Source organism: Mycolicibacter virginiensis, assembly GCF_022374935.2.
Classification (GTDB): Bacteria; Actinomycetota; Actinomycetes; order Mycobacteriales; family Mycobacteriaceae; genus Mycobacterium; species Mycobacterium virginiense.
In genome coordinates, this window is sequence record NZ_CP092430.2 from 3,532,374 (window position 1) to 3,555,832 (window position 23,459).

A 23,459-nucleotide genomic window follows, 5' to 3' on the forward strand; every position below is an offset into this window, starting at 1 on the left:
ATGTTACCTGGCGTTTCGGTGAGGCAGCCGTCACAGCGCCGGCGCCTCAGGCGGCGCTCAGCTGTTGGAGACCACCTTGACGACGCGGTCGTTGCCGCGGTCGGCGACGTAGACATTGCCGCGTTTGTCCACGGCGACGTCCAACGGGGCGTTGAGTCCGGTGAACGGCAGCACCACCGGGATCGCGGCACCGGCAGCCAGTTTCACGACCTTGTTGCGGTTGTGCTCGGTGACGTAGACGTCGCCGGCTTCGTCCACCGCGATGCCCCACGGGGCGACGATCCCCGCGAAGGGCAGCACCACCTGTTCGCCTGAGGCGGCCACCAGCTTGAGCACCCGGTTGTTGGCGGTGTCGGTGACGTAGACATTGCCGGCGGAGTCGACTGCCACCCCGTCTGGCTTGTTGAGGCCGACGAACGGCACCGTGGTCTGGGTGTTGGTGACGGTGTCCAGGCGCAGCACGACGTCGTTGCCGCGATCGGCGACATAGACATTGCCGCCGTCGGAGTCCACTGCCACCCCGTCGGGGTCGTCCAGGCCGGCGAACGGAAGCACCGTGTGAGTCTCGGAGTCCGCGCTGAGCTTGACCACCCGATTGTTGACATCGGAGAAGTACACGTTGCCGATGCCGTCGACCGCCACGCCCCGCGGCTGGTATTGGTCGCTGAAGGGCACCACCGTCGAGGCGGCCGAGTCCGCGGCCAGGCGCACCACCCGGCCGTGGATGCCCTCACTGCTGACGTAGACGTTGCCGTCGCCGTCCAGCGCCACCCCACCCGGTGAGAGCCGGAAGTCCAGGTCGGTGAACGGCAGCACGTCCTGCGGCGGTGCCGCCACCGGCGTCGCCGACGAGGGCTCCGACACCACGTGCCCGATGCCGGCGACGACGGTGACCGCGGCAACCGCCGCGGCCGCCACCAGCACCGGCTTGCGGGGCAGCCGCCACCGTCGAGACGGGGTGGGGATGACCGTGGCCGGAGTCTGCAGGTCGTTGCGCAGCAGGGGTGACATCGGGAACGGCGCCGGGGGCGGCCCACCCAGACCGGTGCCCAAGGCGGTACCGAATCCGATGTCGGTCGGCGCCCATCCGGCCCGGCTCACGCCGGCCGACGCTGCGCCGCCACCTCGGCCCTCGGATCGGGGCTCGGGTTCCAGGCCGCCTGGCAGGTGCAGTGCGGGCTCGCCACGCCGCAGGATCCGGGACACCTGGTGGCGTTCGGGCTCGGTCAGCGCCTGGTAGGCCGCGGCGGCGAGTTCCCCGGCGCTGCTGTAGCGCTCCTCGGGTTTGCGAGCCAGCCCGCGGGCCAGCACCGCGTCGATGGCCGCCGGAACGCGCCCCGGGCGCAGCTTGCTCGGTTGTGGAGGCTCAGCGGTGCGGCGTTCTTCGATCGCCTCGTCGAGGGTGTCGGCGGAGAACGGGCACACCCCGCTGAGCGCCTCGGCCAACACCGCGGCCAGCGAGTAGATGTCGGCGAGGTGCGTGACCTGCTCGCCGGTCAGACGCTCGGGCGCCATATAGCTCAGGGTGCCGACCGCCGGCTTGGCCCGCACGCCCGGCTCGGCGATGGCCGCGGCCACCCCGAAGTCCATCAGATAGGCCAGGTCGTCCTCGGTGAGCAGGATGTTGTCGGGTTTGACGTCGCGGTGGACGACATAGGCGTTGTGGGCTGCGTCCAGGGCCGCGGCCACCTGCCGCACGATGGCCACCGCCCGCGGCGGGCTCAGTGGGCCTCCGTCGGCCAAGGCGGTGGCCAGGTCGGTGCCGTCGATCAGGCCGGTCTCGAGGTAGAGCACCTCGTCGATCTCGCCATAGGCGCGGATCGGCACCACATGAGGCTCGGTCAACTGCCCGGCGGCTTCTGCCTCGTCCTCCAGTCGGCCGCGGAACGCCTCGTCGGCGGAGAGCGACTCGGAGATCAGCTTGAGCGCCACCGTCTCGTCGTTGCGGGTGTCCTCGGCCCGGTAGACCTCACCCACGACGCCGTGGCCGAGCAACCGCCCCAATTGATAGGGGCCGAATCGCGATCCGGTCCGCAAACCCGGCTCGGGATTGTTCACCGACGACGCTCCCTTCGACCACAGTGCCGCGCACTGCGGCGAAAGATTGGCTACCAGACTAACCGGCGCCGACGCCGCAAATGGTCACGAGATCGCGTTGACCGCCGTCTGGAGCCTGGTTTTGAAGGACGCCGGCAGTGGGATGAAGCCGTACTGGTCGAGCCGGTCCTGGCCTGGACCGATCGCAGCCTGCAGGAACGCCTTGACGGCCGTGCCGGTGGCGGCGTCGGGGTATTTCGAGCAGACCATCTGGTAGGTCGCCGACACGATCGGGTAGGCGCCGTGTTCGGCCGGCCGGTAGAGGGACGCCGTGTCCAGCACCAGGTCGTTGTCGGGGTTGGCGTCGGACACGAATTTCGCCCCGGCGATCGTCTTGCCGACCGATTCGGCGGAAATCGCCACCGGTGCCGAGCCGGCCGCGGTGACGATCTGAGCCATGGGCAGCTGTTTGCCGACCGCGAACGACCATTCGTTGTAGGTGATGGATCCGTCGGTGGCCTGCAGCACCGCCGCGGCACCGTTATTGCCGGTGGCGCCTTCACCGATGCCGCCGTTGAACATGTCGCCGCCGCCGGCGTACCAGGCTCCGTCGGAGGCAACGTCGAGGTACTTCTGGAACATGGCGGTGCTCGGTGACCGGTCGCTGCGGTACACCACATGGATGGGCAGTGCGGGCAGCGCGACGCCGGCGTTGAGCGCCTTGATCGCGGGGTTGTCCCAGCTGCCGATGCTGCCGTTGAAGATCTTCGCCAGGGTGGGGCCGTCCAGGTTGAGGCTGTTCACCCCGTTGATGTGATAGGTGACGGCGATCGGACCGAACACCAACGGCAGGTCCCAGGCCGGCGAGCCGCATCGCTCCGCGGCCCGTTCCGGCTGCGACTTGGTGGCGTCCATGGCCACCTCGGAGCCGGCCAAGTCGATCTCGTTGGCGATGAAGTCATCGACTCCGGTGGCGGAGCCGTTGGCGTTGTAGACCAGCGCCTTCCCGGGACAGGCCCGGGAATAGGCGTAGGCGAACTGCTCGATCGCGTTGGCCTGGGCGGTCGACCCGCCGGCATGCAGTTCCTGCTTGCCCCCGCAGTCCACGCCTGCCGCCGGGTCCTCGGCGGACACCAATTGATCGGAGCCGCCGCCACAGGCCGAAACCGTCAGTGCGCCAACAGCCAGCAGGGCCGGCAGCACGGTCGATCGGCCGAATTTCACAGGACGACACTGTACCGCGACCCGCCGCGAGCGGGCCTGGTACGGCCGGATGCGGTGCGACCGGGACTCCCGCGCCGCCGAGTCAGGACCGCGACGGGGTGTGCGATGACGGCGCGCCGGCCCCCGAGACCAGCAGCCGTGCACTGATCAGCGCGACCAGCATGACCGCGACACAGATCAGCCCGTCGTCTTTGAGACCCCATTTGATCGCGACCAGCGTTGCCGTTCCGGCCGTCATGAGCAGCAGACCTGCGGCGGTGCCTCGGCCCGGTGCCGCCGAAACCGGAGCGTCCCAACCGGGCAGCGGATTGTTCTCCAACGGCCGCAGCACCATGAACAACAGCGCTACGCCGGCGGCCACGATGATCAACTGCGCGACGCTGATGGCGACGAAATGCGGCTGCCCCGGGTAGCGTGCCCAGCCCAGGTGGTCGAAGACCAGGTGCACACCCAGCAGCACCGGGATATGCCACAGGTACAGCGTCATGGCCCCGGAGTTCCCGACCGCGGTCAGCCACCAGACCCGGGGCCGTTGCGCCCATCGGGTGATCGCCGGCGCAGCGCAGATCGCCAGCGCGCTCATCGCGATCGCATGTCCGGCCAGCAGCAGCGACGGCGGGCTGGTGTTGGACAACTGGTGGTCACCGGTGCCGACCATGCTCAGTTGATAAGGCCCGAACCGCACCAGCGCGACGTCGATCGCCACCATGAGCACCGCGATCGCCAGCGCCTTATGCCGCGGCACCAGGGCGCGCCGGTAGGCAACACCGAACATGGCTGGGATGAGCCAGACGGCGAGGTTGAGATAGCCGATCGGCGCCAGCGCCGGGTGCTGCAGTCGTAGAGTGTCGACCACCCCGATCACTGCGTAGACCGCGGCGACACCGGCGAAAAGCGTTCCGGCGGTGGCGATCCGGTACAGCAACGGCATCGCGGCCAGCACCAGCACGTAAGCGCCGAGGAACCACAGCAGTTGAATGCTGACGCCGGCGACCGGTTCGTAGACGTGCTGGGGCAGTAGCTGGCGCAGCACCGCCAGGGTGGCGGCCCAAAACCCCAGGTAGTAGAAGACGGGCCGGAACAAACGGATGCAGCGTTTCATCAGCCAGCCGCCCCACTGCCCGCCCGGGCGCCAGGTGGTCAGGCAAGCGGCGGCGCCGGCGAAGAAGAACAGCGGCATGACCTGGAAGGCCCAGGTCAGCCACGCCAGCGCGGGTGTGGCCGTCAGGAGGTTGTCCCAAATCAGGACACGATCGCGGATGACGCTGGTGGCCATCACGGTGTGGCCGACGACGACGCCGAGCAGCGCGGTAATGCGCATGACGTCCAGGGCGCGATCGCGTCCGGCCGGTGTGGCCGCGGCCAGCTCGGTGGGGTTGGGGAAGCCCAGCAGGGTGGTCATCGTCGGTTACCTCCCGTCCTGCTGCGCCAGGCTGCGGGCGTAGCCGGTGCCCATCCCCAGCAGTAGCAGCCCCGCGACGATGAATGCCGCGACCCGGAACATGCCGTCAAGCGTGCCCAGATCGAACAGGAACAGCTTCGCGGTGGCGGCGGTCGTGAGGGCCAGGCCGGCGGTGATCGCCCAGGTGCGGGCGCCGCGGTCGTCGAGTCGCAGCGCGTAGCGCAACAGGACCCCTGCCATCACGATCCAGCAGAGGGTGGCCGCCATGTGGCCGGCCAAGAACCCGCCTCCGGTTCCGCCGATCGCGACGCCCGCGGTCACGGTGAAGGCGGTGACGGCGTAACCGATCAGCGCCCCGCCGCCCGCGGCCAGCACCGGCGTATTCGAGGGGTTCGTGTTGGGAGCGGCGACGTATGCGCGTGCCATCACGACCACCAGCGCAATCACCAGCAGGCTGGCGATCAGCGTGGACACCGTGTCCGCGCTCGACATCGTCGCCGCGCTGATCAGGTTGTCCGGCGATGCGTAGCGCAGGTAGACGACCGCCCCTGCGAATCCGAATCCTGCTGCGACCCAACGGGCCACGCCACCAGTCCGGCCGGCGACCCCGACGACGACAGCCATAGCCAGTAGCACCGGTGCCAGCACCGAGCCGCGCAGAGCCGTGGTCACCGCAACCAGTGCGGCGACCGCGGACAGTGCCGAGAAGACCTGGACGACGACCGGCTGCAATGCCCGATGGGCTCCGACGATCGCGAGCATGACGACCGACAGTGTCGCGGCCAACACGGTGGCCGGCACGGGGCCCACCGCGGCTCCGGCCGCCACCACTGGGAGGGTTCCGGCGGCGGTCAGCAGCGCGATCGCACCCGGCCTGGTGGTGGTCGGCAGCACCACCAGCCCGCTGATGACGGCCAGCACGGCACCCACGGCGCAGGCCCCGCCGACCAGCCAGACATCGCCGCCGACGGCGACCAGCGCCAACAGCAGGGGCAGCGTGGCGGCCGCGATGCGGGCCGCGAACATCGCTGTCCAGTCCTTGCCCAGCTGCACCGGCAGCGCCGTCGCCGACAGTGCCAGCAGGAATCCGATCAGCAGCAGGTCGACGTCGCCGGTGAGGATCGGGGCCAGACCGATCAGCGGAACCAGCACCAGCACCGCGAGGTGTTCGGAGTTCCAGCGCCGCGCCAATGCCAGACCGGCGCCGCCGGCCGAGGCCGCGACCACCAGTCCGACGGCTGCCGGCACCCACTGGTAGTAAGCGGTGATCGCGATGATGTCCAGGTAGGCCGCGGCGATCCCGGTGGCTGCCAACGCAATGGCCCCGGTGCGTCCGCCCGGCCGGTTGTGCAGTCGGCATGCCACGCCGACCAGCACGGCCGAGAGCATGAAACCACCGGCCACCCGGATCTGGGGGCGCAGGATGCCGGCTTGGGCAGCCAGCACCAGCAGCAGCACCACGCCTACCAGCGTCACCGCGACTCCCGCGACGGCCAGCACTTTGCCGATCCAACCCGAGTCGCCGGCCGCGGTAACAGGTTTCGGTCCCATGGCGGTCGGCGGCGCCGGCTGCACCGGCAGAGCCGACGGCGCCATCGGCACAGTTGGGACGATCTGGGGTGCCGGAGTGTGCAGCGCCCGGTCCAGTTCGGCGAGTTCAGTCGAGACCCGGTAGAGCTGCCACGACAAGGCGTGGCATTCCGCAGTAAGCCGGTGCAGTACGGCATGTGGTTCGGTCACGCGAGCAACGATGCCGCAAGCGGGCACGAATCGGATGAGTAGGACTACTCGATTTCGCCGGTCAGCTGTCCAGCCCGTGTTCGATGGCGTAGCGGGTCAGCTCCACCCGGTTGGCGACCTGCAACTTGCGGAATGTCGCCTGGACATGGTTTTCCACGGTGCGATGGCTCAGACCGAGCCGTTCGGCAATCTGCTTGGCGGACAGGCCCTTGGCCACGTGACGCAGTACTTCGGTCTCCCGCTCGGTCAGTGCGGGGGTGGCGGGCCCGGCGTCCGGGCTGCGCTCCAGGCGCCGGTATTCGCCCAGCACCAGCCCGGCCAGTCCCGGAGTGAACACTGCGCGACCGGCTGCGGTGGCGTGCACCGCATCGGTCAACTCTTCCCGTGAAGCACTTTTGACCAGATAACCGATCGCGCCCGCTTTGACCGCCTGCAGCACGTCGTCACGTTCGTCGGAGGCCGACAGCACCAGCACCCGCGATGCCGGGGAGACCTCGAGCACCGCGGTGGTCGCGGCCACCCCGTCGCCGTCTGCCAATCGCATGTCCATCAGCACCACGTCGGGTTTCACCGCTGCGGCCCGGCGGCGCGCCGCGCTCACCCCTTCGGCGGTGGCGACCACACTGAAGCCGGAATCGGCCAAGTCGCGGGCGACGGCGTCCCGCCAGATCGGATGGTCGTCGACCACCATCACCGTCGGATGGACAGTTCCCATTCGGTTCCCTCCCCCGCCTCGGTGTGCAACACGGCGCTGCCGCCCAGTGCCGTCAGCCGGCCGACAATCGACTTCGACACCCCGACATGACCTTGGCGCACAGCCTCTTCCAGCCGCCCGGCGGCGATGCCCACCCCGTCATCGCGCACGCTGACGGTCACCGTCTCACCCAGGTCTTCACAGAGCACAAAGGCTCGGGCGTGCGCACCGGCGTGTGCCCACACATTGTCCAGGGCATTGCCGACGGCGGCGTCGAGCTCGGCGGCAGTGCGCTGTTCCAGCAGCACCGGAGTGCCGGGCAGGCTCAGCGACACCCGATCGTCCGCGCGGCGGCTAAGCAGTGCCCGAAGATCGGTGGCGCCGACGTCCGTGGTGAAGTCCGCGGAACTCACCAGCCGGCGCAGCGCGCGTTCCTGCTCGCCGGCCAGTGCAGCCAACTCGGCTGCAGCTCCGCCGATTTCGCGCCCCTTTCGGGTGACCAGCGCCAACACCTGGATGACACCGTCGTGGACGTGCCGCGACAGCCGCTCGCGTTCCTCGGTGGCGGCGGCCAGTCGGGTCGCCCGCTGCAGGTCGTCGTGGGCCCGCCGCGCCGTCTGCGCAGCCATGCCGACCGCCAGGCCAAGCGCCAGCTCGACGATCATGGTGGCGTTGCGGCCGAAGTTCAGGCTGACGTAACCCTTGACGAAAGCGCTGGCTGCGGTCACCACGGTCGCGGTCGCCATGCCGCCGGTCGAACCGAACTGCAGGGCAGCCGAGATGGTGGCGTTGCTGGCCCACAGTGTCGTCGGCCAGGTCTGGTTCTCGAGTTCCCACTGCCGGGACGCGACCATCTCGGTGGAGAGCATCAGGGCTACCACCACAACGATCTCGGCGATCACCCATCCCGGGCGACGGGCGAAGCCGCGCAGATAGCCGACCGCGCAGAGGCCACTGAAACCGATCAGCACCGCGAACAGTGCCCAGGCCAGCCCCGGCCGCCGCAGGTCGTCGTTGATCGCAAGTTGAAATCCCAGCGCGTACAGGCAACTCAGCAGCCGAAACACCTGCGCGGCCCGCCACAGCGGGGTCACCGGATTCAGATCGCGGGCGACGCTCACACGAACTGCCAGGCAGCCCGTGCGATCGCCAACTCTTCATTGGTGGGAACCACCAAGACAGTGGTGCGCGATCCGTCGGCCGAGATGACTCGGGCACCCTTGCCCGTGCGGTTGCGTTCGGGGTCCACGACGATGCCCAGCCCGTCCAGGCCGGCCAGCGAATCCTCGCGCACGCTGGGCGCGTTCTCCCCCACCCCGGCCGTAAAGGCGATGGCGTCGACGCGACCCAGCACGGCCAGGTAGGCGCCGACGTACTTGCGCAGCCGGTGAATGTAGACGTCGTAGGCCAGCCCGGCGGCCTCACCCAGCGCGCCGCCGGCTTCCCGCTGCTCCAGCAGCTCCCGAAAGTCGTTGACCCCGGACAGCCCTTTGAGCCCGGAGCGGCGGTTCAGCAGCTCGTCGAGCTCATCGACCCCCATCTGAGCGGTGCGGTTGAGGTGGAACAGCACGCCCGGGTCGATATCACCGCTGCGGGTGCCCATCACCAGGCCCTCCAGCGGGGTCAGACCCATCGAGGTCTCGACGGCCACCCCGCCTTGCACCGCCGAAGCCGAGGCACCGTTGCCCAGGTGCAGCACGATAATGTTCAGCTCGCCGGGGTCACGGCCCAGCACCGCGGCGACCTCACCAGAGACGTATTCGTGTGAGGTGCCGTGGAATCCGTAGCGGCGGATGCCGTATCGGGTCGCGACGTCGTGGTCGACGGCATAGCTGGCCGCGGCCGCCGGCAGGGAGTGGAAGAACCCGGTGTCGAACACCGCCACGTGTGGGACGTCGGGAAAGTCGGTGCGGGCCACTTCGATCCCGATCACGTTAGCCGGATTGTGCAGCGGCGCGAGCTCGGCCAGCCGTGCCACCTCGGCCACCACCGCATCGGTGATCAGTGTAGGTGCGTGGAACAGGTTGCCGCCGTGCACCACCCGATGTCCCACGGCACGGACGGCGGCCAGGTCAATGCCGGAGTCGACGAGCTGCTGGTGGATCAGCCGCAGCCCGGCGGCGTGGTCGGCCACCGGGCTGTCGGCCTCGCCGATCTGCTCGACCAGTCCGGACAGCAGCGCGGTCCCGGCCACCGGGTCGACCAGTTGGTATTTGATCGATGACGAGCCGGAGTTGAGCACCAGCACCAGACCGGACGCGGCTTTGGTCACGGGGTCACTCCCTGCGCCTGGATCGCAGTGATGGCCACGGTGTAGACGATGTCGTCGACCAGCGCACCGCGGGACAGGTCGTTGACGGGCTTGGCCAGTCCCTGCAGCACCGGACCGATCGCGATCGCACCGGCACTGCGCTGCACCGCCTTATAGGTGTTGTTGCCGGTGTTGAGGTCGGGGAACACCAGCACGGTGGCCCGCCCCGCCACCGGCGAGTCCGGCATCTTGGCCGCTGCGACTCCCGCGTCGACCGCGGCGTCGTATTGGATCGGACCGTCGGCGAGCAGATCGGGGCGACGCTCGTGCACCAATTGCGTTGCGGCGCGCACCTTGTCCACGCCGGCGCCGGAGCCGGATTCACCGGTCGAGTAGGACAGCAGCGCGACTCGGGGGTCGATGCCGAAGGCGGCCGCGGTGGCCGCCGAGGAGATGGCGATGTCGGCGAGTTGCTCGACGGTCGGGTCGGGCACCACCGCGCAGTCGCCGTAGGCCAGCACCCGGTCGGACAGGCACATCAGGAACACACTGGACACCGTGGACACCCCGGGCGCGGTGCGGATGATTTCGAACGCCGGCCGGATGGTGTGCGCGGTGGTGTGCACCGCACCCGACACCATTCCGTCGGCGCTCCCCAGGTGCACCATCATGGTGCCGAAATAGGAGATGTCGCGCATGATCTCGCGGGCACGGTCCTCGGTGACGCCCTTGTGCGCGCGCAGCCGGGCGTATTCGGCGCCGAAGGTGTCCCGCAGGTCGCTGGTCTCGGGGTCGATCACCCGCGCGGCGTCCAGGTCCACGCCCAGCTCGGCGCCGCGCTGACGCACCGCGCCTTCCACCCCGAGCAGGGTCAGGTCGACGATGCCGCGGGACAGTAGCCGCCCGGCTGCCAACAGGATCCGGTCGTCGGTCGCTTCCGGTAGCACGATGTGGCGACGGTCGGCCCGGGCTCGTTCCAGCAGTCGGTACTCGAACATCTGCGGGGTGATCACGCTCGACGCCGGCACCCGGATCCGCTCGGCCAGCTCGGCGCCGTCGATGTGCTCGGCGACCAGGGCAAGCGCGGTGTCGATCTTGCGTAAGGCACCGACGGTGATCCGCGAGCCGGTGTGCGACACCTTTTCGGCGGTGTCGTAGGTGCGGTGGCTCGTGGCGATCAGCGGCAGCGTGGGCCGCAGACCCTTCACCAATTTGTCGATGGCCGGATGCGGCAGCAGGCCCCCATTGAGGATGATTCCCGCCAGCGACGGGAAGCCCTGCGCCTCATGGGCATTCACCAAGGCCAGCAGTACGTCGGAGCGGTCCGCCGGCACGATCACGACCTGCCCCTCGGACAGTCGATCGAGAATGTTCTCGGCTGTCATTCCGCCGACCATGACGCTGAGGGCTTCGCGGCGCAGCAACTCCGGGTCGCCGCTGTAGACGGTGCCCTGAAGCGCGGTGCAGAGTTCGGCCATGGTCGGCGCCGACAGCAGCGCTACCTCCGGAACCGCGAACGCCGGAACGTCGGCGTCGGCCAGACGCACCGAGATCGCCTGGGTGACTTCGGCCAGCCGGTCCGGGTCGCAACGGTTGGCGATCACCGCAGCCGGATGGGCGTGTACTGCGGCCACTTCGGTCAGGCAGCGCTCGGTGATCTCCGCGACGGCCTGCGCGTCGCGGTTGTGACCGTTGACCGCCAGCACCAGTGGCGCCCCCAGGTTGACCGCGACGCGGGCGTTGAAACTCAACTCGCTCGGGTTGACGACGTCGGTGTAGTCGCTGCCGACCACCAGGACGGTGTCGCAGTGCCGGGCGACTTCGTGGAACCGCGCGACGATCTCGCCCAGCGCCGCCTCGCGGTCGGCGAAGACCTGTTGGTAGGTCACGCCACGGCAGGCACTGTGGTCGTCGATGGTGGCGGTGGCATGGGCGAGCAGCAGTTCGAGTTGCCCATCGGGCTCGTCCAGCGATCGTACGACCGGCCGGAAGACGCCGACCCGAGTGGACGAGGCGGCCAGAAGGTGCAGCAGACCCAGCGCGAGCACGGACTTGCCGGAGCCGCCCTCGGCGGCGGCGAGGTAGATGCTCGACGTGCCGGCGTTACCTTCTGACATCGGCTCAGGCCAAGGCGATCCGGTCGATCGCGGAGCTCAGTCGCGCCACTGTTCCCTCGATATCGGCCAACTTGTCCAGGCCGAACAGCCCAATCCGGAAGGTGCTGAACGTCGCCGGCTCGTCGCATTGCAGCGGCACTCCCGCCGCGGTCTGAAGCCCCTGGGCCAGAAACTTTCGCCCGGTGCGGATGTCGGGGTCGGTGGTGTAGCTGACCACCACGCCGGGTGCTTCGAAGCCCGGTGCGGCCACGCTGGGGAAGCCGCGTTCGGCCAGCAGCGCACGCACCTTGCGTCCCAGCGCGAACTGCTGCTCTCGCACGGCGTCGAAGCCACGGTCGCGGGTCTCGGCCATGGCATCGCGAAGGCTGCTGATCACGCCGGTCGGCATGGTCGCGTGGTAGGCGTGGCCACCGTTTTCGTAGGCCACCATGATCTCGCGCCACTTCTTCAGGTCCAGCGCGAAGCTGGTGCTCTGAGTGCGCTCCATGACCTCCAGGGCGCGGTTGGACAGGCCGACCATGGCACAGCCCGGCTCGGCGCTCCAGTCCTTCTGTGGCGCGGTCACTAGGACGTCCACCCCGAGGGTCGCCATGTCCGCCCAGACCACGCCGGAGGCGATGCAGTCCAGGACGAACAAGCCGCCGACCGTAGCCGTCGCGGTGCCGATCCGCGTCAGGTAGTCGTCGGGTAGCAGGATTCCGCTGGCGGTTTCCACATGCGGAACGCACACCACCGCCGGCCGGATCCGCGCGATCGCCTCCTCGACCTCCTCGATGGGCGCGGGAGCGAAGGGCGCCTGGTCGCCGTCGCCGGTCGGACGGGCTTTGAGCACGGTGACTCGGTCGGTGATGCGGCCGGTCGCAAGGATCTGACTCCACCGGTAGCTGAAGAACCCGTTCCGGACGACGAGCACATCAGCGTCGTTGGCGAACTGGCGTGCGACCGCTTCCATGCCACACGTTCCGTTGCCGGGCACGACGACCGCCGCGTCGGCGTGGTACACCTCGCGCAGCATCGCCGAGACGTCGTTCATGACGTCCTGGAAGCGCGCGGACATGTGGTTGATGGCCCGGTCGGTGTAGACGACGGAGTACTCCAGCAATCCGTCGGGGTCGACCTCGGGAAGAAGTCCTGGCATGAAGCCTCTCCTAGGTGGGGCGGACAGCGCCGATTGCCAATCTTAGGGCTGTCGCATTCGTGCGTTCACCGATGCGCGCGAACGGCTTCAGCCGATCTCGACATCGGATATGTTGCGGCCGCCGAGCCACAGGCCCAGCGCTTCTGCGGTGCCGCGGACAACGGTGCCGCGGCCGCGGGGCCGGCCGATCCCGTTGGTGGGTTCGACCCGATACCGAAGCAGGGTCGGCTGCAGCTTCTGCACGGTCAGGCTCACCCCCTCGGACAGGATCGCGGCCTCTTCAACCGGCGGGATCTCGCGGCTACGCCCTAGTCCGCGCAACACATCCTGGTGATGCATCGCCAAGTCGCCCAGCAGTAGCCCGGCCACCGCGCGATCGGGTACCTGCGCCCAGCGCCGGGCGTCGGCGATCAACTCGGCTCGGTCGCGACCACGTCCTTCCATGACGACCTCGGCGTTGATCTTGTGCAACCGCCACGGTGCACGCAGGTATCTGCCGATCTCGGAGGTACCGATCAGATGGGCCAGCACGTCGCGCGGCGTCCATTGGGTACACAGGGTGGTGCCGTGATCGAATTCAGCGTCCGTGAGCCCGTCGACTGTGTCGACGAACGCATGCCGCGCTGCGCGAACGATGTCGATCCGGTTTGTCATCGCCTGGGGTCAGCGCAGGAGGTGTCGGCTCATGACGACGCGCTGGATCTGGTTGGTGCCCTCATAGATCTGGGTGATCTTGGCGTCACGCATCATCCGCTCCACCGGGAAGTCCGTGGTGTAGCCCGCCCCACCGAACAACTGCACCGCATCGGTAGTGACCTCCATGGCCACATCCGAGGCAAAACACTTACTGGCCGCCGAGATGAAACCCAACCCGGTCTCACCACGCTCGGCCCGCGCCGCCGCCGAATACACCATCAAGCGAGCCGCCTCGAGCTTCATCGCCATATCGGCCAACATGAACTGCACACCCTGAAACGTGCTGATGTTCTTACCGAACTGCTTGCGATCCTTGGTGTACTCGATCGCCGCATCCAACGCACCCTGGGCAATACCGACCGCCTGCGCACCAATCGTCGGACGCGTGTGATCCAACGTCCGCAACGCCGTCTTGAACCCCGTCCCGGGCTCACCGATGATCCGATCCCCCGGAATACGGCAGTTCTCGAAATACAACTCCGTAGTCGGCGAACCCTTGATACCGAGCTTGTGCTCCTTGGGCCCGATCGAAAAACCCTCATCGTCGATGTGGACCATGAACGCCGAAATGCCGTTGGCATCCAGATCCGGATCCGTCACCGCCATCACCGTGTACCAACTCGACTTACCACCATTGGTGATCCAGCACTTGGAGCCATTGAGGATCCAGTCATCCCCATCAGCCTTGGCCCGAGTCCGCATCGCCGCAGCGTCACTGCCGGCCTCACGCTCACTCAACGCATACGAAGCCATCACCTCACCGGCAGCCAGCCCCGGCAGCACCTGTTGTTTGAGCTCCTCCGAACCCGACAAGATCAAACCCATCGTGCCCAGCTTGTTCACCGCCGGAATCAACGACGACGACGCACACACCCGCGCGACCTCTTCGATCACAATGCACGCCGCCACCGAATCAGCACCCTGACCGCCGTACTCCTCCGGGACATGCACCGCGTTGAAACCCGATGCGTTCAACGCCGCCAACGCCTCTTCGGGGAACCGGGCCTGCTCATCAACATCCTTGGCGTACGGAGCGATCTCCTTCTCCGCCAACGCCCGAATCGCCGCCCGCAACTCATCATGCTCCTCGGGCAACTTGAACAGATCAAACGAGGGATTCCCGGCCCACCCAGCCATCACAGCCTCCTAAGCTACTCGCCGGTAACTTTACCTTGAAGCATCGCGTCCTTCGCAAGCACGCTCTGGGCCAGCTGGTCTTGAAATGCTTCCATGCGGGCCCGCAGCGCGGCGTCGGATGAGCCCAGAATACGCACTGCGAGCAAACCTGCGTTGCGTGCGCCGCCGATAGAAACGGTGGCCACAGGCACGCCGGCTGGCATCTGCACGATTGACAGCAAAGAATCCATGCCGTCCAGGCGGGCCAGCGGCACCGGCACCCCGATCACCGGCAGCGGTGTGGCCGAAGCCACCATCCCGGGCAGGTGCGCGGCACCGCCCGCCCCGGCGATGATCACCTCGATACCGCGGCCGGCGGCGTCGCGGGCGTAGTCGAACATCCGCTGCGGGGTGCGGTGCGCCGAGACCACCCCGACCTCGAACGGGATCTCGAACTCAGCCAGCGCCAGGGCCGCTTCTTCCATCACCGACCAGTCGCTGTCACTGCCCATGATCACGCCGACCCGGGGCCCGGGCTTGTGCTCACTCATGCGGATCCCATCCATCGCTCCATTCCCCGTGCGACAACCAGTGTGCCGCGCTTTCAGCCCGCTCGCGCAGGTTCGCCAAGTCCTTGGTGTCCTCACCCAGGAGGTTGATGTGGCCGATCTTGCGGCCGGGTCGTTCGTCCTTGCCGTAGAGGTGGACTCGGGCATCTGGGTAGCGCGCGAACAGGTGGTGCAGCCGCTCGTCCATCGTCATCGTCGGCGTTTGCGGGGCTCCTAGGACATTGGCCATCACGGTCACCGCCGCCACCGGTGTGGTGGCGCCGAGCGGATAGTCCAGCACCGCACGTAGATGCTGTTCGAACTGGCTGGTGGCCGCACCGTCCATGGTCCAGTGCCCCGAGTTGTGCGGTCGCATTGCCAGCTCGTTGACCAGCACCCGCCCGTCCGTGGTTTCGAAAAGCTCGACCGCCAGCACCCCGACCACGCCCAGCTCATCGGCCAACCGCAGTGCCAATTGTTGTGCAGCAGAGGCGGATTCGTCCGACAGGTCCGGTGCGGGCGCGATCACCGTCACGCAGATTCCCCTCTCCTGCACGGTCTCGACCACCGGCCAGGCCGCGCCCTGGCCGAACGGTGACCGGGCCACCAGCGCCGAGAGTTCGCGGCGCATCGCGACCCGTTCTTCGGCCAGTACCGGTACGCCTGCGGCCAGATAGTCGGTGACGGCCGCCCTTGCCTGGGCCACGTCATCGACGATCGACACCCCACGCCCGTCGTAACCGCCGCGGGCCGCCTTCACCACCATCGGGCCGCCGGTCAGCGCGGCGAAGTCATCGAGGTCCTCAAGCGTCTCGATCGCGGCGAACCGCGGCACCGGCGCTCCCAGCTCCGCCAGCTTGCGGCGCATCACCAACTTGTCCTGGGCGTGCAGCAACGCCGCCGGCGGAGGGGCGACGTTGACGCCCTCGGCGATCAGCTGGTCCAGCAGCTCACCCGGGACGTGCTCGTGGTCGAAGGTGAGCACGGTGGCGCCGGCGGCCGCCCGGCGCAGGTCATCGAGGTCGGTGTGCGATCCGATCACCACGTCCGGGGTGACCTGGGCGGCCGGCTCGTCAGCCGCCGCGGCCAGCACTCGCAGCCGCTGTCCTAGCGCGATCGCGGCCTGATGAGTCATCCGCGCCAGCTGGCCGCCGCCCACCATGGTGACCAGCGGGCTGCGTCCGCCCGCGGGCGGCGTAGGGGTTGGGGGGTTCGACACGGCCAATATCGTGTCACGTCGGCACCGCGGCGATCGCAAGTACGGCGCCATGGGGCCAGCGAGGTCGTTATGCAGTCGTTAGGCGCGGATGGGGCCGAGTCCGTACACTGGCAACTTGTGTCTTTTACCGACGCCACGATCGCCCGCCTGCCGCGGGTGATCCGTCCGCTGGCCGAACGCCATCATGAGCTGATCAAGTTCGCCATCGTCGGCGCGACCACATTCCTGATCGACTCCGCGCTGTTCTACACGCTCAAGCTCACGATCCTGTCGCCCAAGCCCGTCACGGCCAAGGTCATCTCGGGGATCGTCGCGGTGATCGCCTCCTACATCCTCAACCGGGAGTGGAGCTTCAAGGACCGGGGCGGCCGGGAGCGTCACCACGAGGCGCTGCTGTTCTTCGGGGTCAGCGGCGTCGGCGTGGTGTTGTCCATGGCGCCGTTGTGGTTCTCCAGCTACGTGCTTGGGCTGCGGGCGCCCATGGTGTCACTGACCATCGAGAACCTCTCGGACTTCGTCTCGGCCTACATCATCGGCAACCTGCTGCAGATGGCGTTCCGGTTCTGGGCGTTCCGCCGCTGGGTCTTTCCCGACGAGTTCGCCCGCAGCACCGACGCCGCACTCGATGCGACGATCGAGACCGGCGCGCTCACCGAGGCGATCGAAGACGCTCTGGAGGGCGGCCCGGACACCGGCGTGGTGACGCTGTTCCGGCGTCCGGCCCGTCATCAACCGCCGGCGGACGGTCTGTCGAAAACCTCGTGATAGAGGAGCGTGTGGACCTGTTCCACTCGCGGAATGTCGTAGAACTCCAAGGGTTCCTGTGACGCCGACTCGATGATCAGCGTCCCGGTTCGCAAGATCCGGTCGATGAACCCATGCACGAACTCCACACTGTTGATCCGCGCCAAGCCGATGTCGATTCCGCTGCGGGTCAGCAACCCGTGGCGATACATCACGCGTCGGTCGGTGACCACAAAATGCGTGGTCAGCCAACTCAGGAACGGCCAGAGTGTCAGCCAGCCGAATACCACCAGCCAGATCGCCCAGATCACCCCGAAGACGACGTTCTTGGCAGTCGGATCCCAGGCCCGCGTGTTGACGAACCCAGCGGCGAACGCGGCGCAGGCGGTGACCACCAACAGCGCCAGCACCGGCAGAATCAGGCGTTTGACATGCGGGTGGCGGTGCAACACCACCTGCTCGTCCTCGGCCAGCACGTTCTCCGGGTAACCCACGGCCGGGTCCTAGCCGGCGGGCCGGAGTCGGGTGATGTCGCCGGCCGACACCGCGACGGTGCCGTCCCCGGTGTTGATCACCAGGCGGCCGGTGTCGTCGATGGCCTCGGCGACTCCCTCCACGCGTTGGCCGCCGGGTATGTCGGCGCGCACCTGGGCCCCCAGGGTGCAGCTGTGCCGCCGGTAGTCCGTCACCAGTGCGTCGTCGGCTCCGCCCGCCGCCCGCCAGGCCGCGACCCTAGTTGCGAGGTGACGAAGAACCTTGTCGGCCCAGAGGTTTCGGTCAACCACCGCAGCGCCGAGCATGGCCAGTGAGACCGCCGCCGGATCCGGGGCCTCCTCGGCGGTCATGGTCACGTTGAGCCCGAGCCCTACCACGATCACCTGCTTGGGCGCGGCCACCTCGGCCAGAATGCCCGCCAGCTTGCTTTGCTTGTCTGGCTTGTCTGGCTTGTCTGGGCCCGCGATGACGTCGTTGGGCCACTTCAGGCCGACCTGCAGGCCCGAAACTTCGGCGATCGCATCGGCGACCGCGACACCGGTGGCCAGAGTCAGCCAACCCCAACCCGAGGTCGGCACCGTGCCTGCGGCGACCCCCACCGACAGTGAGAGCTGACTGCGCGCTGGGGCACTCCAATGTCGACCGTGACGCCCGCGACCGGCGGTCTGGTGCTCGGCCAGCAGCACCGCGCCGGCGATGTCTTCTCCCGCTGCGGCGCGGGCCAGCAGATCGGCGTTGGTGGAACCGGTGGTCTCGACGACATCTACGACGCGCCACGGCCCGTTCGGCCCGGTCAGACCGTCCCGCAGAGCGGTCACATCCAGCGGCGGCCGTGGCACAAGACTCATTTCGCCAGCTTACTCACCGGCGCGGCAACCACACCGGTTGAAACGCCCGACGCGCGGGTAATCGGACTGATGGAGGAGGTGATCGACATGGCTACCAGTGGATCGTTGACGAGGCGAATTCACCGCCGCCACAGCGCACAATCGGTCGCCGTGTCGTTGGCCAGCCGATTCGTCGTCAAGAACCTGGTGCGCGCGTGGGCAATCCGGCCGGACTTGGCGTGGCCGCTCGCATCGGTCGATCGGCTGGCCGGCATGGTGCCGCACCGGCAGATAGCGCGCGTCGAGCGCTTCCGTCTGGGTTACTGTGTCGCCGAACAGATTCAGGCGGCAGGCGTCTCGACGGAGCGGGCCATCCTATATCTGCACGGCGGAGCCTTTCTAACCTGCGGACTCAATACCCATCGCTCACTGGTAACTCGACTGTCCCGAGCGGCCGACGCCAGCGTCCTCAACATCGACTACCGGATGTTGCCCGCGCACCGGATCGCGGACGCCGTCGACGACGGCCTGAGCGGGCTGCGCTGGCTGCTTCGCCGTGGCTACCACCCGGAGCAGATCGTGATTGCCGGTGACTCCGCGGGCGGATACCTCGCCTTCATGACCGCGTTGGCAGCCGCGCAATCCGATCTGATGAAACCTGCTGGAATAGCGACAGTTTCACCGTTCACCGATGCAGACCCCACCGCAAAGCTTCAGCACCGCAACGCCCGGCGTTGTGCGATGTTCCCATGCGAGGCACTGATGGCCTTCACCCGATACCTGCTCCGTGCCCGCGCCGCGTCGCCGATGGATGCCGACCTGTCGTTGCTGCCGCCGGTCGCCATCCACGCAAGCACCGACGAGCTGCTGCTGCCCGACGCCGAAGCCATGGCGCAGCGGCTGGACGCTGCCGGTGTGCGTTGCGATCTGCATTTGTGGGAGGGCCAGGTCCACGACTTCCCGCTAGCGGCCGATGTGCTGCCCGAGGGACGGCGGGCGATCCGCTACCTCGGCGACTTCGTCAAAGACATCACCGCGCCGCCTAAGCCCGGTACCGCAGCCGCCTGACTCCGCCCGGCTCGTCACTGCATTCACTTGTGTCACAGCAGTTTTAGCCGTGGACAGTTTCTGCCGCTTGTCGGACCCCGCGGCTACTATTAGCACATGCGTTCGAATGGTCGGGAAGCGGTCGTTGAGGTCTTCGACGCGCTGTCCGCTGATCTGGATCGGGCGCTGGAGCTGGACTTCGACGCCCTGACCCCGCGGGAATGTCTGGCCCTGTTACGGCGCTGCGAGAAGCTGCGGCGACGACTTCCGGCGGTAGAGCATCCGATGGTCAACGCACTCGCCGCCGCCGATCCCGCTGAACTGGGCGGCAAGGCGCGTTGGGTGCTCGCCGACGCGTTGCATCTGACCCGCGGTGAGGCCGGCCGCCGCATCGCTGAGGCTGCCGAACTCGGGGCCCGCCGCACCCTGACCGGCGAACCACTACAACCGCTGCTGCCCACGGTGGCCGCCGCCCAACAAGACGGAAAGATCGGGGCAGCGCACATCGCGGTCATCCGCTCCTTCTTCCACTACCTACCCGACGGTATTGACGCGGGAACCCTGGCCCAGGCCGAGCACCAGCTGGCCGCTTTGGCCGGACAGTGCCGCCCCGACGAACTGAGCAAACTCGCCCAACGTCTCGCCGACCACCTACACCCCGACGGCAACTACACCGAAGACGACCGGGCCAAACGCCGCGGCGTCGTACTCGGCCCCCAGGACCGTGACGGCATGACGCCGATCAAGGGCTACCTCGATCCGCAAGCGCGGGCCACCCTCGATGCGGTGCTGGCCCGCTGGGCCGCCCCCGGAACGTGCAACCCCAACGACGACAACCCCTGCACCAGCGGCACACCGACTCAAACCCAGATCGACACCGACACCCGCAGTGCGCCCCAACGCAACCACGACGCCCTGACCGCCATGAGCCGCGCCCTGCTCGCCTCCGGAAAATTAGGCCACCACAACGGATTACCCGCCACCATCATCGTCTCAACCACCCTGGCCGACCTGGAAGCCGGCACCGGCAAAGCCCACACCGGCGGCGGCACCTGGCTACCCATGCGCGACGTCATCGCCATGGCCAGCCACGCCCACCACTACCTGCGGATCTACGACGGCGCCAAAGAATTGGCGCTGTTCCACACCAAACGGCTCGCCTCGCCGGGGCAGCGAATCGTGCTCTACGCCAAGGAACGCGGGTGCAGCCACCCCAACTGCCCGGTCGCCGGCTATTACTGCGAGGTCCACCATGACGACGACTACGCGAAAACCAAGCGCACCGACGTCACCGACCTCAGCCTGCGCTGCGGCCCCCACCATGAACTCATGACCTCAGGCGGCTGGAAAACGCGCAAACGCCACGACGGCACCACCCAAACCCTGCCCCCACCCCACCTGGACCGCGGTCAGCCCCGCACCAACCACTACCACCACCCCGAGCGGCTGCTGCGGGAAAGCGACGACGATGTTCCCTAGCCGGTCCGGTCGGGCGATCCGATGGCCCACACTTTAAGATCATTTCTTATGACCAGTGTTACTGAGCACTCCGGTGAGGCCCACGTAGAGGCGCAAGCCGAGCATGTCGTCGACATCCACACCACTGCGGGCAAGCTCGCCGACCTCAAGCGTCGGACCGAGGAGACCCTGCACCCGGTCGGTGAGGCCGCGGTCGAGAAGGTGCATGCCAAGGGCAAGCTGACCGCTCGGGAACGGGTCTACGCCCTGCTTGACGAGGGCTCTTTCGTCGAGCTCGACGCGCTGGCCAAGCACCGCAGCACCAACTTCGGCCTGGCCGACAAGCGTCCGCTGGGCGACGGTGTGGTGACCGGCTACGGCACCATCGACGGCCGTGAGGTCTGCATCTTCAGCCAGGACGCCACCGTGTTCGGCGGCAGCCTCGGCGAGGTCTACGGCGAGAAGATCGTCAAGGTCCAGGAGCTGGCCATGAAGACCGGCCGGCCGCTGATCGGGATCAACGACGGCGCCGGCGCCCGCATCCAGGAGGGTGTGGTCTCGCTGGGCCTCTACAGCAAGATCTTCCACAACAACATCCTGGCCTCGGGTGTGATCCCGCAGATCTCGCTGATCATGGGCGCGGCGGCCGGCGGTCACGTCTACTCCCCCGCGCTGACCGACTTCATCGTGATGGTCGACCAGACCTCCCAGATGTTCATCACCGGCCCCGACGTGATCAAGACCGTCACCGGCGAGGAGGTCACCCAGGAGGAACTGGGTGGCGCACACACCCACATGGGCAAGTCCGGCACCGCGCACTACGTCGCCTCCGGCGAACAGGACGCGCTGGACTACGTCCGCGACCTGCTGAGCTACCTGCCCCCGAACAACTACGCCGACCCGCCGCACTTCCCGGTTCCGGCAGCCGAGGGCGCTATCGAGGACAACCTCACCGCCGAGGACCTCGAACTCGACACGCTGATCCCGGACTCGCCGAACCAGCCCTACGACATGCACGAGGTCATTACCCGGATCCTCGACGACGACGAGTTCCTGGAAGTCCAGTCGGGTTACGCGCAGAACATCATCGTCGGCTTCGGCCGGATCGAGGGCCGCACCGTCGGCATCGTGGCCAACCAGCCGACCCAGTTCGCCGGCTGCTTGGACATCAACGCCTCGGAGAAGGCCGCCCGGTTCATCCGGACCTGCGACTGCTTCAACATTCCGATCGTGCTGCTGGTCGACGTACCCGGCTTCCTGCCCGGTACCGAGCAGGAATACAACGGCATCATCCGGCGCGGCGCCAAGCTGCTCTACGCCTACGGTGAGGCCACCGTCGCCAAGATCACCGTCATCACCCGCAAGGCCTACGGCGGCGCGTACTGCGTCATGGGGTCCAAGGAGATGGGCGCTGACGTGAACGTGGCCTGGCCGACAGCCCAGATCGCGGTGATGGGCGCCTCCGGCGCAGTCGGGTTCGTCTACCGCCAGCAGCTCAACGAGGCCTCGAAGAACGGCGACGACGTCGACGCACTGCGCCTGCAACTCCAGCAGGAGTACGAGGACACGCTGGTGAACCCGTACGTCGCCGCCGAGCGCGGCTATGTCGACGCGGTGATCCCGCCGTCGCACACCCGCGGCTACATCGCGACGTCGCTGCGGCTGCTGGAACGCAAGATCGTTCAGCCGCTGCCCAAGAAGCACGGAAACATTCCGCTGTGAGCCAAGAGAGCGGAGCGAGCTTGTGAGCGAAGAGAACGAAGCGACCACGGCGGTCGAGGAGACTCCGGTGGCGGCCGAGCCGCTCATCAAGGTGTTGCGGGGCAACCCCACCGACGCCGAGATCGCGGCGCTGGTCGCGGTGCTCGGGACGGCGGGCGGCGCGGGAGCCGAAGCCGGTCCGCAGGACCGCAATCTGTGGGGTCACCCGGTGGACAAGCTGCGGCTTCCGCTGTTCAGCTGGCAGCGGATCACGTTGCTGGAACGCACCCACATGCGCCGGTGACAAACGCGTGACGCGGCTGGTCCTCGGCTCGGCCTCCTCAGGCCGACTGGCCGTCCTGCGTGGCGCCGGGATCGACCCATTGGTGGTGGTCTCCGGTGTCGACGAGGACGCCGTGATGGCCGGTCTGCCCGCTTCCGCGTCCCCGGATGCCGTGACCGGCGCCCTGGCCGCCGCTAAAGCGGAGCATGTTGCCTCCACCTTGCAGCCTCCGGTGAGCACCGATTGCATTGTGATCGGCTGCGATTCGATGCTCTACATCGACGGCAAGCTGTGCGGCAAGCCCCCGACGGTCGATGAGGCCCGCATCCGCTGGCGCGAGATGGCCGGAAGTTCCGGACAACTTCACACCGGCCACAGTCTGATCCGGTTGCGTGACAACAGGATCACCCATCAGATCACCGAAACCTCCGTAACCACAGTGCGGTTCGGCCGACCGGATGACGACGATCTGGAGGCCTATCTGGCCAGCGGCGAGCCGCTGCGGGTCGCCGGCGGATTCACCCTGGATGGCTTGGGGGGCTGGTTCGTCGACGGCGTCGACGGTGATCCCTCCAGTGTCATCGGTATCAGCCTGCCCATGCTGCGTCGGCTGCTGCGCTCAGCCGGACTCTCGGTCGCTGCGCTGTGGGCGGCCAACCCGGTCGCCTGACCCAGGTCACGCGTATCTGCTGTCAGAGGATTTCCGGCCATGGGAGTGGCAC

21 protein-coding genes are annotated in these 23,459 nt (G+C 67.8%); 6 read left to right on the top strand and 15 right to left on the bottom strand.

Going from position 1 to position 23,459, the window contains the following annotated elements; genetic code table 11:
* Positions 1-57: 57 nt before the first annotated feature.
* From MJO54_RS17160 to MJO54_RS17220, 13 genes are all read right to left on the bottom strand, one after another.
* Entirely contained in the window at positions 58-2,058 is a 2,001-nt protein-coding gene (locus tag MJO54_RS17160) for a serine/threonine-protein kinase PknD (RefSeq protein ID WP_064888791.1), read from the bottom strand.
* 84 nt (positions 2,059-2,142) lie between these two features.
* A complete protein-coding gene (gene pstS, locus MJO54_RS17165; protein WP_240175225.1) occupies positions 2,143-3,261 on the bottom strand; it encodes a phosphate ABC transporter substrate-binding protein PstS in 1,119 nt (372 codons plus the stop codon).
* 82 nt (positions 3,262-3,343) lie between these two features.
* A complete protein-coding gene (locus MJO54_RS17170; protein ID WP_240175226.1) occupies positions 3,344-4,663 on the bottom strand; it encodes an acyltransferase family protein in 1,320 nt (439 codons plus the stop codon).
* Between the two features lie 6 nt (positions 4,664-4,669).
* Positions 4,670-6,403: a DUF2339 domain-containing protein gene (locus MJO54_RS17175; protein ID WP_240175227.1), complete on the bottom strand. Its 1,734-nt coding sequence runs from the start codon at positions 6,401-6,403 to the stop codon at positions 4,670-4,672.
* Between the two features lie 61 nt (positions 6,404-6,464).
* Positions 6,465-7,118 (bottom strand): response regulator, encoded by a 654-nt coding sequence (locus MJO54_RS17180; RefSeq protein WP_046286710.1) that lies wholly within the window; start codon positions 7,116-7,118, stop codon positions 6,465-6,467.
* Entirely contained in the window at positions 7,094-8,218 is a 1,125-nt protein-coding gene (macS, locus tag MJO54_RS17185; protein WP_065152378.1) for a MacS family sensor histidine kinase, read from the bottom strand. Before macS ends, MJO54_RS17180 begins: the two co-directional genes overlap by 25 nt.
* Positions 8,215-9,369 (bottom strand): acetate kinase, encoded by a 1,155-nt coding sequence (locus MJO54_RS17190; protein WP_046286708.1) that lies wholly within the window; start codon positions 9,367-9,369, stop codon positions 8,215-8,217. Before MJO54_RS17190 ends, macS begins: the two co-directional genes overlap by 4 nt.
* A complete protein-coding gene (gene pta / locus MJO54_RS17195) occupies positions 9,366-11,465 on the bottom strand; it encodes a phosphate acetyltransferase (RefSeq protein WP_240175228.1) in 2,100 nt (699 codons plus the stop codon). Before pta ends, MJO54_RS17190 begins: the two co-directional genes overlap by 4 nt.
* Before the next feature lie 4 nt (positions 11,466-11,469).
* Positions 11,470-12,603, bottom strand: coding sequence for an aminotransferase class V-fold PLP-dependent enzyme (locus MJO54_RS17200; protein WP_046286706.1), 1,134 nt, complete (start codon positions 12,601-12,603; stop codon positions 11,470-11,472).
* An 87-nt stretch (positions 12,604-12,690) separates the two neighbouring features.
* Entirely contained in the window at positions 12,691-13,257 is a 567-nt protein-coding gene (locus tag MJO54_RS17205; RefSeq protein WP_240175229.1) for a maleylpyruvate isomerase family mycothiol-dependent enzyme, read from the bottom strand.
* Positions 13,258-13,266: 9 nt separating this feature from the next.
* On the bottom strand, positions 13,267-14,436 hold the full coding sequence (locus tag MJO54_RS17210; RefSeq protein WP_240175230.1) for an acyl-CoA dehydrogenase: 1,170 nt from the start codon (positions 14,434-14,436) through the stop codon (positions 13,267-13,269).
* Between the two features lie 14 nt (positions 14,437-14,450).
* On the bottom strand, positions 14,451-14,966 hold the full coding sequence (gene purE, locus MJO54_RS17215) for a 5-(carboxyamino)imidazole ribonucleotide mutase (RefSeq protein WP_046286902.1): 516 nt from the start codon (positions 14,964-14,966) through the stop codon (positions 14,451-14,453).
* Positions 14,959-16,233, bottom strand: coding sequence for a 5-(carboxyamino)imidazole ribonucleotide synthase (locus tag MJO54_RS17220; protein ID WP_434085411.1), 1,275 nt, complete (start codon positions 16,231-16,233; stop codon positions 14,959-14,961). The genes purE and MJO54_RS17220 overlap by 8 nt, the downstream gene beginning before the upstream one ends.
* A gap of 66 nt (positions 16,234-16,299) precedes the next feature.
* Here MJO54_RS17220 and MJO54_RS17225 point away from each other — a divergent pair, with 66 nt between their 5' ends.
* Complete coding sequence (locus MJO54_RS17225) at positions 16,300-16,947, top strand: GtrA family protein (RefSeq protein ID WP_046286904.1); 648 nt, start codon at positions 16,300-16,302, stop codon at positions 16,945-16,947.
* Here MJO54_RS17225 and MJO54_RS17230 read toward each other — a convergent pair.
* Together MJO54_RS17230 and MJO54_RS17235 are read right to left on the bottom strand one after the other, a co-directional pair.
* Entirely contained in the window at positions 16,911-17,420 is a 510-nt protein-coding gene (locus MJO54_RS17230) for a PH domain-containing protein (RefSeq protein ID WP_064890756.1), read from the bottom strand. The genes MJO54_RS17225 and MJO54_RS17230 overlap by 37 nt on opposite strands.
* Positions 17,421-17,429: 9 nt before the next feature.
* Complete coding sequence (locus tag MJO54_RS17235; protein ID WP_240175231.1) at positions 17,430-18,269, bottom strand: biotin--[acetyl-CoA-carboxylase] ligase; 840 nt, start codon at positions 18,267-18,269, stop codon at positions 17,430-17,432.
* Between the two features lie 87 nt (positions 18,270-18,356).
* Between MJO54_RS17235 and MJO54_RS17240 the strand changes: the two genes are divergently transcribed.
* The 5 genes from MJO54_RS17240 to MJO54_RS17260 all read left to right on the top strand — a co-directional run bounded on the left by MJO54_RS17240 (position 18,357) and on the right by MJO54_RS17260 (position 23,407).
* Positions 18,357-19,316: an alpha/beta hydrolase gene (locus MJO54_RS17240; RefSeq protein ID WP_240175232.1), complete on the top strand. Its 960-nt coding sequence runs from the start codon at positions 18,357-18,359 to the stop codon at positions 19,314-19,316.
* A gap of 96 nt (positions 19,317-19,412) precedes the next feature.
* Positions 19,413-20,774: an HNH endonuclease signature motif containing protein gene (locus MJO54_RS17245; RefSeq protein WP_240175233.1), complete on the top strand. Its 1,362-nt coding sequence runs from the start codon at positions 19,413-19,415 to the stop codon at positions 20,772-20,774.
* A gap of 48 nt (positions 20,775-20,822) precedes the next feature.
* Positions 20,823-22,475, top strand: a complete 1,653-nt coding sequence (locus tag MJO54_RS17250; protein ID WP_240175234.1) for an acyl-CoA carboxylase subunit beta — start codon at positions 20,823-20,825, stop codon at positions 22,473-22,475.
* 22 nt (positions 22,476-22,497) lie between these two features.
* Positions 22,498-22,758 (top strand): acyl-CoA carboxylase subunit epsilon, encoded by a 261-nt coding sequence (locus MJO54_RS17255; RefSeq protein WP_046286698.1) that lies wholly within the window; start codon positions 22,498-22,500, stop codon positions 22,756-22,758.
* A gap of 7 nt (positions 22,759-22,765) precedes the next feature.
* The gene (locus MJO54_RS17260) at positions 22,766-23,407 is read left to right on the top strand and encodes a Maf family protein (protein WP_046286699.1); all 642 of its coding nucleotides are present in this window, start codon (positions 22,766-22,768) and stop codon (positions 23,405-23,407) included.
* Positions 23,408-23,459 lie beyond the last annotated feature (52 nt).